This is a genomic window from Rhizobium altiplani (assembly GCF_001542405.1).
GTDB classification, from domain to species: domain Bacteria; phylum Pseudomonadota; class Alphaproteobacteria; order Rhizobiales; family Rhizobiaceae; genus Rhizobium; species Rhizobium altiplani.
In genome coordinates this window covers 1-12,760 of sequence record NZ_LNCD01000018.1, presented here as the reverse complement: position 1 = coordinate 12,760, position 12,760 = coordinate 1, and the positions used below count along the sequence as shown (strand labels likewise).

At 56.0% G+C, this 12,760-nt stretch carries 13 protein-coding genes; 9 read left to right on the top strand and 4 right to left on the bottom strand.

The window, feature by feature from the left end; translation table 11 throughout:
• Positions 1-160: 160 nt before the first annotated feature.
• On the bottom strand, positions 161-1,486 hold the full coding sequence (locus AS026_RS03370; protein ID WP_007539780.1) for a dicarboxylate/amino acid:cation symporter: 1,326 nt from the start codon (positions 1,484-1,486) through the stop codon (positions 161-163).
• An 816-nt stretch (positions 1,487-2,302) separates the two neighbouring features.
• Between AS026_RS03370 and AS026_RS03360 the strand changes: the two genes are divergently transcribed.
• The 5 genes from AS026_RS03360 (at position 2,303) to AS026_RS03340 (ending at position 6,891) form a co-directional block, all read left to right on the top strand.
• The gene (locus AS026_RS03360; RefSeq protein ID WP_007539786.1) at positions 2,303-3,040 is read left to right on the top strand and encodes an SDR family NAD(P)-dependent oxidoreductase; all 738 of its coding nucleotides are present in this window, start codon (positions 2,303-2,305) and stop codon (positions 3,038-3,040) included.
• Between the two features lie 637 nt (positions 3,041-3,677).
• Entirely contained in the window at positions 3,678-4,724 is a 1,047-nt protein-coding gene (locus AS026_RS03355; protein ID WP_007539789.1) for an NAD-dependent epimerase/dehydratase family protein, read from the top strand.
• Positions 4,721-5,074, top strand: coding sequence for a DMT family transporter (locus AS026_RS03350; protein ID WP_007539790.1), 354 nt, complete (start codon positions 4,721-4,723; stop codon positions 5,072-5,074). Before AS026_RS03355 ends, AS026_RS03350 begins: the two co-directional genes overlap by 4 nt.
• A gap of 1 nt (position 5,075) precedes the next feature.
• On the top strand, positions 5,076-5,489 hold the full coding sequence (locus tag AS026_RS03345) for a hypothetical protein (RefSeq protein WP_007539792.1): 414 nt from the start codon (positions 5,076-5,078) through the stop codon (positions 5,487-5,489).
• On the top strand, positions 5,464-6,891 hold the full coding sequence (locus AS026_RS03340; RefSeq protein WP_062368632.1) for a GMC family oxidoreductase: 1,428 nt from the start codon (positions 5,464-5,466) through the stop codon (positions 6,889-6,891). The genes AS026_RS03345 and AS026_RS03340 overlap by 26 nt, the downstream gene beginning before the upstream one ends.
• 192 nt (positions 6,892-7,083) lie before the next feature.
• On the opposite strand, the gene AS026_RS42945 is transcribed toward AS026_RS03340, so the two are convergent.
• From AS026_RS42945 to AS026_RS03330, 3 genes are read right to left on the bottom strand one after another with little or no spacing between them, the layout of a single operon-like run.
• The gene (locus tag AS026_RS42945; protein ID WP_235777081.1) at positions 7,084-8,328 is read right to left on the bottom strand and encodes a hypothetical protein; all 1,245 of its coding nucleotides are present in this window, start codon (positions 8,326-8,328) and stop codon (positions 7,084-7,086) included.
• Positions 8,329-8,335: 7 nt separating this feature from the next.
• Positions 8,336-9,055 carry a hypothetical protein gene (locus AS026_RS42940; RefSeq protein ID WP_235777080.1) on the bottom strand — a complete coding sequence of 240 codons (720 nt, stop codon included), beginning with the start codon at positions 9,053-9,055 and terminating at the stop codon, positions 8,336-8,338.
• A 28-nt stretch (positions 9,056-9,083) separates the two neighbouring features.
• Positions 9,084-9,485, bottom strand: a complete 402-nt coding sequence (locus tag AS026_RS03330; RefSeq protein WP_245307305.1) for an NAD-dependent epimerase/dehydratase family protein — start codon at positions 9,483-9,485, stop codon at positions 9,084-9,086.
• Between the two features lie 199 nt (positions 9,486-9,684).
• Between AS026_RS03330 and tnpA the strand changes: the two genes are divergently transcribed.
• Genes tnpA through AS026_RS03310 form a run of 4 tightly spaced genes read left to right on the top strand, consistent with a single transcriptional unit; the run spans position 9,685 to position 12,691 of the window.
• A complete protein-coding gene (gene tnpA / locus AS026_RS03325) occupies positions 9,685-10,155 on the top strand; it encodes an IS66-like element accessory protein TnpA (RefSeq protein ID WP_062368489.1) in 471 nt (156 codons plus the stop codon).
• Complete coding sequence (gene tnpB / locus AS026_RS03320; RefSeq protein ID WP_028749713.1) at positions 10,152-10,508, top strand: IS66 family insertion sequence element accessory protein TnpB; 357 nt, start codon at positions 10,152-10,154, stop codon at positions 10,506-10,508. Before tnpA ends, tnpB begins: the two co-directional genes overlap by 4 nt.
• Positions 10,509-10,556: 48 nt before the next feature.
• Complete coding sequence (gene tnpC / locus AS026_RS03315) at positions 10,557-12,131, top strand: IS66 family transposase (protein WP_028749712.1); 1,575 nt, start codon at positions 10,557-10,559, stop codon at positions 12,129-12,131.
• On the top strand, positions 12,128-12,691 hold the full coding sequence (locus AS026_RS03310) for a UPF0149 family protein (RefSeq protein ID WP_062368490.1): 564 nt from the start codon (positions 12,128-12,130) through the stop codon (positions 12,689-12,691). Before tnpC ends, AS026_RS03310 begins: the two co-directional genes overlap by 4 nt.
• Positions 12,692-12,760: the final 69 nt, after the last annotated feature.

The following is a 12,760-nucleotide window of genomic DNA, read 5'->3' as shown; positions in this document are numbered from 1 at the left end:
CCTGGCGTCGGTTTCGTTCCGACGCTCTAAGGCGGCGCAGGCGCTTGAACGGCATTTGGCAGCCAAGGAGTCCTCGCTGGTGGAAAAACAAAAAAGAGCGCGATCTGGAAAACCAGACCGCGCTAATCCGCACTGGTGTGCGGCAGTTGCCCTGGAGGCATTATTCAGCTGGCTGGGCGGACGTCGCTTTGGTCTCAATCGGCGCTTCGCCTGCAAGCGCGGCGCGAAGCTGCGCCTGGTGGAGCTCGCCTTCCCACTTCGCCACGACCACCGTCGCGACCGCGTTACCGACAATATTGGTCATTGCGCGGCATTCGGACATGAAGCGGTCGATGCCGAGGATCAGCGCCATGCCGGCGACCGGTACGGACGGAACGACCGAAAGCGTCGCGGCGAGCGTGATGAAGCCTGCGCCGGTGATGCCGGCAGCACCCTTTGAACTCAGCATAGCGACGAGCAAGAGCAGGATCTGATTGCCGTAGGAAAGCGGGGTGTCGGTCGCCTGGGCGATGAAAAGCGCCGCCAGCGTCATATAGATGTTGGTGCCGTCGAGGTTGAACGAATAGCCGGTCGGAATGACGAGGCCGACGACCGAACGCTTGCAGCCAGCCTTCTCCATCTTGTTCATGAGGCCCGGCAGTGCGGCTTCCGAGGACGAAGTGCCGAGAACGAGGAGCAGCTCCTCCTTGATGTAGCGGATGAGCGCCATGATCGAGAAGCCGTTGTAGCGCGCCACAGCGCCGAGTACGACGAAGACAAACAAGAACGAGGTGAGATAGAAGGTGCCGATCAGCATGGCGAGGTTGGCGATCGAGGCGAGGCCGTATTTGCCGATAGTGAACGCCATGGCGCCGAGGGCACCGATCGGAGCAGCCTTCATCAGGATCGCCACCAGCCGGAAGATCGGCAGCGTCAGCGCCTGCAGGAAATCGACAATCGGCTCGGCCTTCTTGCCGACCATGGCGAGCGAGATGCCGAAGAGCACCGAGATGAACAGGACCTGCAGGATGTCGCCGTCGGCAAAGGCGCTCGTCAGCGTCGTCGGAATGATGTTCATCAGGAAGCCAGCGATCGACTGCTCATGCGCCTTTTCCGCATAGGTGCTGATCGCCTTACTATCGAGTGAAGCAGGGTCGATATGCATCCCCACACCCGGCTGCACGACATTGGCGACGATGAGGCCGACGACGAGCGCGAGGCTCGAGAAGGTCAGGAAGTAGATCATCGCTTTGCCGGCAACGCGGCCGACCTTGGCGAGATCGCTCATGCCGGCAATGCCGGTCGCGACCGTCAGGAAGATGACCGGCGCGATGATCATCTTAACGAGCTTGATGAAGGCGTCGCCAAGCGGCTTCAGCTGAGTGCCGAGCTCAGGATAGAAATGCCCGACCAGGATACCCGCGGCGATCGCCGCCAGGACCTGAACATAGAGATGGCGGTAAAATGGTATCTTGCCGCGGACCGCCGCGGGATGTTCGATGATCATGATATCCTCCACGTGGGCGCCAAGTCCAGCAACGCGCCGGGCCTCCCAGGTCGCCGTCCGAAGATCGACAGCCGCGGCTGCTTGTAGAGCAATCAAGCAATCAATGTGCCAACTGACCCACGACGAGGAGCGCTAGCTATGTGTTACGCGCTAAATTGTAGCCTAATGCATGCGGCTTCGCAGAAACGCAGAGGTTCATCGAGCGAAATGGGAAAGCTGGCACGATACCTGTCAAAACGTCTTTCGATGGAGGTAATCCCACGCGTTGGCGACGAGTTCGACGAGTGGGGAGGATCACGCGTTCGAATGCAGGCGGCGGCCGCGGCCGCCGCCTGTGCCAAGCGCGCCGTCGATCAAAATCAATCCAAACCCATTCCGGACAACGTGAACCGTCGCCTGAGATTGAGCGCCAGCGACAGATCCAACAGGATCTGCGGGCGGAGAAGCAAACAAACCGCGAGACTGAAACACAAAAAGCAGACGCAAAAACCAAGGCAAAGGCGATAGGGCCATTCCCGTCCACCGAAGATAGCCCCGTCTCTACCGGGTGGCGGCAAGACAAGGCTTAGGGCGTCGCTGTCTCCAGCGAAAGTGCATCGGCTACGAGGGTGAGATCAACCATATCGCTTTTGCGAGAGGAAATTTTGACGACCAGGCGTTCTTCGTCTTGATTAAGCGCAGCGTCCCAGCCTCGACAATGTCGCACATTGAACATTGCACTATGAACGCCATCATTGTTTTAAAAACGAGTGGTCGTATGGCAAGCTACGTGCTTCACCGTTTAACGTTTTAACGAAGATCTGAAGGGCCCTACTGATGAATGAGCAGCTCATCATGCTTTTGACAGGAGCGAGCCGAGGTATCGGGCACGCGACAGTGAAACTGTTTCAAGAGCGAGGATGGAGAATCCTTACAGTTTCTCGTCTCCCCTTTTCAGAGGACTGCGCATGCCCAGCCGCACGCGAGAGCCACATCCAGGCAGATTTAGCGCAAATCGATAAGATAGACGATCTTGCCGAAGAGGTACGAAGCCGACTTCCAGCCGGCAAGCTTCATGCGCTCGTCAACAATGCGGGTATCTCGCCGAAAGGTCCGAACCAGAGCCGGCTAGGCGTGCTTGGCACTGATTCGCGCACTTGGACACAAGTACTGCACGTTAATCTCGTTTCCACGGCTTTGCTCGTGCGTGGCCTTCTTCCCGAGCTTGAGTTGGGCAAGGGCTCCATCGTGAACATAACTTCGATCGCCGGCGCTCGCGTTCACCCTTTCGCAGGCGCTGCGTATGCAGCCTCTAAAGCAGGTCTCGCGGCACTCACCAGGGAAATTGCTCATGAGTTTGCTGGACAGGGGGTTCGCGCTAATGCCATAGCCCCGGGCGAGATAGAGACGTCGATCCTGTCGGACGGCACGGACAAACTCGTTAGCAGCCAAGTACCAATGGGACGTCTCGGCGACCCGTCTGAGATCGCCGAGTCGATTTATTTCCTCTGCACGCCTGCCTCGTCCTATATCAATGGTGCTGAAATCCACATCAATGGTGGGCAACACGTATGAGGGTTCTCGTAAAGGATTGGCTCATCAATCCTCGGCCGTTGAGCGACTGTATTAGGGTTAGGTCAAGTGCTCATATTCGTGCGAATACCTGGAACAGTGCCACGTCGAAACATACGACAGACAGACCAATCAGCCTATAAGAGAGCTTCAACTAGCCAGTCAAAGACGGCGACTTTTCTCCAAAGCGGGCTTAGCAAAGTTGCTGGCCATTGAGCGGGCTTGCGTGCGCTCTAAAGGCTTATTCTAGGACAGGAGCGGTTACGAATACGCAAGGAGTTCGCGGCAGCCCTTTTTGGGCCTTGTGGCGGGGCAACAGAGCTGCCCTGTTGCGGCCAATCTGCCGGCGAGCAATTCGCAGCAACGCGATGCTGGATGGCAAATCGAGATTCCGCGTGTTCGCCGCATCGCCACTGGAATGTATTGCTTTAGACGCGGCGGCGTACGACAGGTCGACGAAGCCACCAAGAGTTAATATCGGCGAGGAACGCCCCGGCATGACTTTTGCACGTTCTCACAACGATCCTAAGGACCACCGTTGCAGCTTGGGAGAGTGGTCTGCTGCGAGGCTAACTGCATTTGCAGGGATTGCTTGTAGCGGATATCTCGAGGTGCCGTCAAACTTTTTGAGTCGGGAAAATTGAACACAGCTCTAGTTACCGGCGGTTCCGGATACTTCGGGGAATTGTTGAGCAAACAGCTGCTCGAGCAAGGAGCCTCCGTTCGCGTCTTCGATCTGAACCCTCCAAGCATGAGCCATCCAAATCTTGAGTTTCTCAAGGGCACAATTCTGGACAGAGATGCTGCAAAACAAGCAGTGACCGGCATCGGAAAGGTTTTTCACAACGTTGCGCAAGTCCCTCTGGCTAAGGAAATAGATCTATTCTGGTCGGTCAACAGGGACGGCACTCAGATCATTGTTGACGCATCCGTTGCCGCTGGAGTGGAAAAGTTCGTCTATACGTCCTCAAGCGCAGTCTTTGGCGCGCCGGATTCGAACCCCGTAACAGAAAAAACAGAACCGGATCCGGCGGAAGATTATGGTCGCGCGAAGCTTGCGGGTGAACTTATCTGTAAGAAAGCAATGCAGCGCCATGGTCTGGATGTGGCAATTGTGCGTCCTCGCACTATCCTCGGACATGGGCGCTTGGGCGTCGTTCAAATCCTTTTTGACTGGATTGAACGGGGATTCGATGTTCCAGTGCTGGCTGGCGGGAACAACAAGTATCAGTTCGTGCACTCGGATGATCTGGCATGGGCATGCATCGCAGCGTCGAATGTAAGAGGCTTTGCCGTATACAATATTGGTGCTGCCGAATTCGGTACAATGCGTGAACTTCTCCAGGGTTTAATCAATCACGCCGGAACCGGGAGCCGAATTAAATCCATCCCTATGGGACCGACGGCGCTGGCAGCGAATATGGCGAGTATGCTCGGCCTTTCTCCGCTGGGGCCATACCATTCGCTGATGTATGGCCGATCCATGTATTTCGACATTTCAAAAGCGCAGAAGGAACTTGGCTATGCACCGAGATATTCAAATTCCCGGATGATTACGGAATCCTATGATTGGTACCGGTCAAACAGGGAGGCTCTGTCTGAAGGCGTGGCGTCACATCATAGGTCGCCGGTCAAGCAGCAGATGCTAGCACTGGTTCCACGCATATTGCGGATGATCCCGACATGAACGCGCTGCCAATGGTCCTTGTTTTTGCTGCGGCCCTGAATTCCTGTATCGGCAATATGTTGCTGAAATGGAGCAGGGCCTCGCTGCCCGCCGACGCCGGAGTGGCCGACCAGTTTATATCAATCGGCTTCATGGGTGGACTGACATTTTATGGTGTCAACGTCGTCTTGTTCGCAAAGGCTCTCGATTCGATGGAAGTGTCCATCGCTTATCCGATTATGGCAGGCTCCGGATTCGCGATGCTGATGGTTGCGTCGTACTGCGTTTTCGGAGAACCATTCCACCCGCACAAATGGATCGGTCTTGCCCTTGTCTTGGCTGGCATCATCTTTCTGGCTCGAGGGAACTGAAATGGCATTCGATCGAATGCTCGTAGAGACAATGACGCCTATATGGCCATTACTTGATGGGGAAGAAAAGCCAATGGTGATAACGCAAGTCGCAAGCAGCGTCACTCGCGCCATTGCTATTGCCCCTTTTCATATTCGTCTGCCGGTGAAAAGCGCTTCGCTTTTCCTGAGCTTCTGCATTGTGTTTATTTCCGTCGGCGCGGGCGGTCCCTTAGCACGAAACCGCCGCGCAGAAAGGTTTTATCATCTCCTGCAAAGATTTCCGGGTCCGGTGGGCTCAGTCGTGCTCCTTTACCGCTCAATGACCCTGCTTGCATTCTATGAACAGACACCTGTGGCCGAGAAACTGTTGAGGACGCAGGCTCTGAACCGAGTTAAAAGGCTTGAGTATGAGAGGCACTTTTCGCCTAAGTAGTGAGCTGCAACTGGAAGCGGATGCGGTTATTATTGGCTCCGGTGCGGGCGGGGCCAGCGTGGCAGATGTACTGACAGCTAGCGGTTTGTCAGTGGTTATGCTGGAAGAAGGCAAACATGTCCCATCATCATCGGCGTCTCCTGTCGCAAGCGAAGCCTTCGCGGCAGCTTGGCGCAGTGGAGGATTGACCGCCGCGTTTGGACAGCCTCCGATTGCGTATGCAGAAGGCCGATGCGTTGGGGGAGGAACAGAAATCAACAGTGCCATTGCCCAACGAGCCGATAACTACCTCATCGATCAATGGCGCAAGGTCTACAAGATCGAGAATTTTACACCGGACGAATTGACGCAATATTACCAGCGAGCCGTTGCGACGGTAAATGCAAGTCTCACTCCGGGTCCGGTCGGACGTGCCACCGATATTTTGCGGCAAGGGGGCGATGTGCTCGGCTGGGAAGTGTCGGAGCTGAAACGGGGCCAGCGTGGCTGCAAGGGTGCTAATCGTTGTGCTTTTGTTTGTCCGAGCGGCGCCAAACAGTCCATGGCGGTGACCCTCCTGCCAAAGGCGATAGACCGCGGCATGCGGCTTTTTGCGCAAACACGTGTGGCCAAGATACGTCTTGTTAACGGGCGCGCCACGGAAGTCATCGCCCGCTCGTGGGATGTGGCTGGCCAAGGTCGTTCGATACGTGTAAAGGCCGGCATGGTGTTTGTCTGCGCAGGAGCAATTCACACACCGGCGATCTTGCGTCGCTCTGGCCTGCGTGAACGCATCGGCAATACGCTCCGCGTTCATCCGACAATCAAGGCAACGGCGCTGTTTGATGAGCCTGTTGATGCACATCGGTCGCGCCTTCCGTTGACAGCGGTCACCGAATTCATGCCGGAACAGCGGATCGGCGGGTCGGTGTTCACGCCTGCGCTGTTTGGCCTCTCGCTTGCGGGAGATTGGATCAATCGCGGCGACCTGATGCAGCATTGGCGCTTTTGCGGCTCATATTACGGCATGATACGACCACGGGGAGTGGGCGCAGTGAGACCTCTTCCCGGTATCAATGAGCCACTTGTCCGCTTCACGCTCGCTCCTGAGGACTGGATCGCTTTGGGCCAGATTCTCACCCGTCTGGGCCAGGTCATGTTCGCGGCCGGTGCCCGTAAGGTCTTCCCGAACATATTCGGCCATGAGGGCTGGACAAGCCCTGATCAGGTGCACGAATTCTGGGACAATCCCCTGCCCAAGCGGCAGACCAATTTGATGACCGTACACCTGTTTTCCAGCTGCCCGCCCGGCGAGCATCGGGATGTTTGCGCCGTCGACAGCTACGGACGCGTGCGAGGCGTCGAAAATCTCTTTGTCGCTGATGGCAGCCTCATTCCGGAGGCACCCGGCGTTAACCCCTAAATGACGATCATGGCCCTGGCATTCCGGGTCGCAGAAGCGGCACTCAGTCATTCCGTTAAAGAGCGCGCCCAATCAGCCGCAACAGATAGACGTTGAAGGCAAATGGTGGAGACCAAAGTAGGTTACAAACATTGAGCTGAGTAGCCTTATAATTTTAGTCAGACACAGCGCGCGAACTCGCAGCAGGGCGCATTATCGATAGATGCGCCACTTGCCCTTTTCCTCGGACACAAGCTTGTAAACCGAATTGTTGTCCAGTACCGGTTTGCCCCACAACCCATCTCTTGAAGTCACGACAAGAGTCTTGCAGAGATATTTTTCCTTCATAACTCTGAGTTGATCTTCAGTGGCATTGCCTTCGAAGGCATCCACGAAGAATTCATAAACGCCTGATGCTTGCTCAGGTGTGAGTTGAGCAGCATAGGCGCGCAAGAGCCCCAGCGGCGTTCCGCAATTTCGTCTCTGTGACAAAACCGCCCAGGCAATGTTTCCTGGCCAACGCGTTACACTTGCCAGATCAAGCGGGTTATTGGCGACTGCTTCAGCCGATGGAGTCACCTGACGGACAGCTTTCCACATCTCAGGAGATGCCTTGAAAGCTATGCCCTCCTCTGTCTCAGGTCCCTCAACTCGAAATTTGAAGTTGGCCGCGTATACGCATTGGGCGCCAGCTAAAATTGAGGGGACCAGAAATATAATTGCGGTCATCGTTGTTAGGCGCCCGACCAGCGTGTTTTTTTCGATGCGTGTGGAGAAAAGTGCAGCAGTCATTGCCGTCATAAGAAGCAGCGATGGAATGAGGACACGCCATCCTAGATCATTATACATAATGACACTATGAAGGAACTGTGTGCAAAACAGCGGAGCAATCACCGCGACAATTATCGCGCGGTCAATATGTGGACGCCTGATCGTCTCGTCTGAAACGATAGAAAAACTCCAGATGATAAATGCCAAAAATACAACGCCGAATTCAAGAAGGAGCAAAACCGCCCAGAACCCGGGAACATCATAAAACCAATTTCCGCCAAGAAATATCGGAAAAACCCAAAACGCCACGACTTTTCTCGCGTGTATAATGGAGGATTGTTCACGAACCAGGACACCTGCACATAGTGCGGCTATGGTAACAGCGCTCGAAAGTGAAATGGCAACTTCCAGCAGTCGCTTGGCCCTTAGCACATGCGGAACCGACAGCGCCCCGATAATGGGTAATATCGATAGCAGCGAAAAGCCGCCCGCCCACATCGAGCTTCCATAAGCAGAAGCCAACATTGCACCCATAAACGCTGCGAGAACCAGATTACCCCCGGCGTCACAATATAGAATTCGCAAGTACGCCAGGACGATAATCAACGTCAGGGTTCCGGAAAATAGATGCTGGGGTACCCACGCGGCCTGAACGATCCACGTTTGGAGTCCGTGTTCGTGTGCCATCCATGTGTCAAGCCACTTTCCGGAGGCAAATCGCACGATTGACTTCAGCGAACCGGCGAGCAAGAGCGGGAGTACCCACCACGCTGCATTCGCACTTCTGCTTCGGGCAACCGCCAGCCACAACACTACAGACGTCGAGAACAATGCCGTCAGGCCGGTAAGCGCAATGTCTGCCTCCCAGCCGCTCGCACCTGTGACGACGGACGAACATGCCGCGATGAAGTGCCAGACGTAGTAGTAAATAAGAGTGGGCGGAGTTCCGGCTTGGGAATGGATTAGCGGGAGGCAACCCGTTTTGAGCTATTTCATTTACGATGGCAATTTTCGCATGATCCCAGATCGGGTAACCTACGCCGACGCTCTCACCATAATGCTGCGGAATGATCGCGAACGTTGGCAAAAGACAAAGGAGAAATGCAACAGCCAACCAGGACAAACTTGGACTGGTCGGCGAGCGAAAGAGTGGCTCGATGGCCCCTTTCGATAACCAGAGTGCGACAGCGAACAACGCAACAACGATCAGGATCAGATTGCTGGCGGTTAAAGGTAACAAGTGAAAAACGGAAACACCTGCAGCGCCGAATATTCCTAATCCGATGACCGGGGCTATAAGCAAGCGCATCCGGATATTGCTTTCGAAGTACTTCGAAACAGGCAATCCTATTGCATATCCTATTGTCATCGAAACGAGTGTGCTGGAGATCACAGGGGAAATTTGTACCAGCAATAGTCGTCTCCGTATTCTTTGATATGTCTTAAATTGCCTGACCGTGCTTGAGGCACCAATCGATCGAAAGTCGCATGCCGTCGCGCAAAGCGATCTTGGGCATGTAACCGAGTACGTTTCTGGCTTTGGTGATATCGCAAGCTATTGTTTTGTTCATTTCGGACAGAACGTGGATTTGCTGGAGATAGATGCCAGCATGCTGGAGAGTCACGTCCACCATCCTTGCGACGTCGCCGACGACGGCTGGTAGATGAAGCTGGTTAGGCTTGACCGTCATGCCGAAATCTTCGCGCAGTACTTTTCCGACAACGTCGATAATTTCGTTCATGGAGTAGGGCGTCTCGTCTGCAAGCCAGAATATCTCTCCGGCCGCCTGCTCATGAGCTGCGGCAAGAAGCACGCCTTGGGCGAGGTTATCCGTGTAGCCCATCGAGCGGCGGTTGCGTCCCGATCCAACGATAGGAAACCTACCGTCCTTGACCATCTTGAAAAAGAGCGTTTGCCTTGGCGGCTGGTTGGGGCCGTAAAACCACGGCGCGCGAACGATGGTGAGCGCGACGAACAGCCCACCTTTTCTTTTGTGAATGAGGCCTCGAGATAAGCTCTATCATTGATAGGAGTGGACCGGGATGGTTGGAGATCGCGCTGATGCCATGCTTGAAGTCATGGATGAAGGCATGCATGAAGCCAGGCATGAGGGAAAGTATCGGCGGATCGAGGTGATCACCGGTCGGCGGCAGCGGCGGAATTGGACTGACGAGGAGAAGGCGCGGATTCTCGCGGAGAGCGCAGAACCTGAAGTGAACATTTCGGCTGTTGCGAGGCGCTGGGGCGTCAATCGCGGCTTGCTGAATGTGTGGCGACGGGAAGCCGGACTAACCTCTCAACGGTCGGCAAAGACTAGTTTGCCGCCTGCCGTGTTCGTGCCGGTGACAGTGGTTGGGGATGGCGCACGACACGAAGGCTCGCCATCGAATGCCCCAGAGGTTCTCGCTGGCCGAATTGAGATCGAGATTGCGGGCGCACGCATGACGGTCATCGGCTCGGTAGCGCCTGAACTGGCGCAGGCGATGGTAGCGGCGTTGCGAGGGCGCCGGTGATCGGAGTTTCGCCAAATGGCGTGAAGATCATGGTTGCGACGCAACCCGTCGACTTCCGGCGCGGCATGAATGGCCTGGTAGCTTTGGTGGCGTCAGCCCTTGCGGCCGATCCCTATTGTGGCGACGTGTTCGTGTTCCGCGCCAAGCGTCTTGATCGGCTTCGCTGCATTTATTGGGACGGATCAGGCATGATCCTAGCGACGAAGTGGTTGGAGGCGGGCAAGTTCGTTTGGCCTCCGATCCGCGATGGCGCTATGCAGATGAGTGCCCAGGAGTTCTCGCTTTTGCTGGCCGGCATTGACTGGACGCGCGTCAAACGAAACGCGGTGAGGAGGCCCTCAAAAGCAGGCTGATCCTATTGGTTTTGCTTGAAGATTCAGACCCGTGTGGTAGGGTCTGTCATGCCGCTTCGACCCGATCCCTTGCCCCAGGATGCTGCGCAATTGACCCGGATCATTCTCTCGCTCGACGAAGAGAATGCCGATCTCAAGGCGCGCGTTGCCTTCCTTGAGCGCCAGCTCTTCGGGACGAAATCGGAGAAGATGACGACGATCGATCCAACGCAGGCAATGCTCGATCTTGGCGATCTAGGCGACATTCCCGTTGCTGCCAATGACGATGTCGCGCCGGTCGATGAAGACAAAACGCAGGCACGGCGATCGCCAGCCCGCAATATCGGCCGTTTGCCGAAACACCTTCCGCGTTATGACGAGCTCATCGAGCCAGCGAGCAAGACTTGCCCCTGCTGTTCGTTCGAACTTCATTGCATCGGCACTGATGTCAGCGAGGCGCTCGACATCGTGCCTGCAGTAGTCCGGGTGAAACGGACGATCCGGCCACGCTATGCATGCCGGGCTTGCGAGAGTGGCATCGTGCAAGCACCCGCACCAGCACGCATCATGGACGGCGGCATGGTGACCACGGCGTTTGCAGCCCATGTCGCCGTTTCGAAGTTTGCCTGGCATTTGCCGCTGCATCGCCAGGCGCAGATGCTGGCCTCCTGCGGCGTCATCATTGATCGCGGTACGCTCGGGGCATGGGTCACGCGGGTCGCCTGGTGGCTCGAACTTCTCTACGATGCACTCACCGCCTTCATCCGCTCGCAGCCGAGGGTGTTCTGTGACGAGACGCCACTTCCGCGCCTCGATCCGGGGCGCAAACGAACCAAGGTCTGCCAGTTATGGGCACAAGCGGTTGACGATCGGCCATGGAACGGTCCGGCGCCGCCGGCGGTGGCCTACATTTTTGCCGAAAGCCGCAGCGCTCGCGAGATCGAGGGGCAACTGTCGTCGTTCGCCGGCGTGCTTCAGGTTGATGGATATCAAGCCTATAAAACCATGGTCAAACGACGCGGCAAGAGCAACGTTGCCCCCATGCGGCTGGCCTTCTGCCTCGCTCATGCACGGCGAAAGTTCGTTGACGTCGTCAAACTGACCGGCTCTTCGGAGGCCTTGTCGATCCTTGCCAGGATTGCCGAAATCTATCGCATCGAAGCAAAACTACGAGGGGAAGATGAAGATACCCGGCTTAGCGGCAGGCGTCGTGAGGCAGCTCCCATCATGAGAGAACTGAAGGTCCATCTCACCGAACTGAGCGACGAGGTGTCGTCGAAATCGGCACTTGGCAAGGCAGTCACTTACATGCTCAACCACTGGAGCGGATTGACAGCCTTTCTAGAGGATGGCCGGATCGAGGTGGACTCCAATGTCGTCGAGCGTTCCATGAAATCCGTGGCTTTGACGAGAAAGAACTCATTATTCGTGGGCAACGAGCGGGGTGGAAAGACCTTCGCTGTCCTGGCATCGCTCGTGAACACGGCAAAGCTTAACGGCGTGGACCCCGACGTCTGGCTTGCCGATGTGCTGGAGCGCATCATCTCCGGCAAAGTGAAAGCCAACGAGATGGAGAGCCTTTTGCCTTGGGCCTGGAAGGCGGAACGCGAAGCGATGACACAGCAGGAGCGACAAGCGGCATGACACAGAACAGCCAGGAGATGACGCCGCGACCGAAGCTCGATGACGACGCATTCGAAGCCTTTATCAGGAGACGTCGTCCGCCATCGCCTATCTGGTCAATGAGCAGACTCGATGGTTATCTTACGGCCCTCATCATCGGCCCCAGGTTCATCGACCCACGGCAATGGATCCCGGAACTGACCGGCCCGGATGCCCTAAACCTGCCGATGGAAACAACCGAACATCGGGCCGTGCAGACGATCGTTGCAGAGTATAATCGGATATCTGCAAGCCTTTCCGAGAGACCGAAAGACCACCGGCCAAGGTTCACCCAGATCGATGATCAGACCCTTGATCCATTTGATTGGGACATCTGCTTTCTCATTGGAACACGACACGCGCCAAGGCTTTGGCAGCCTGTCCTTCGAGGTCATGCCGTCACTGGGGATATCATTGCGCCGATCCGCAAGCTCGGCGAGGTAAAACGGAAAGCGACCCACCAGGATGCTGCTGCCGTCGCCGAAGCACTCGTCAATATCCGAACCTATTTTATGCCGAAGCGGGCAAAGCAGAAGTTCTGACCGAGAGCCAGAAAGCCAGAAACCTATTTAGTCAAATCACGAAAGCCGTGGGCCATTCGTTGCGCTCAC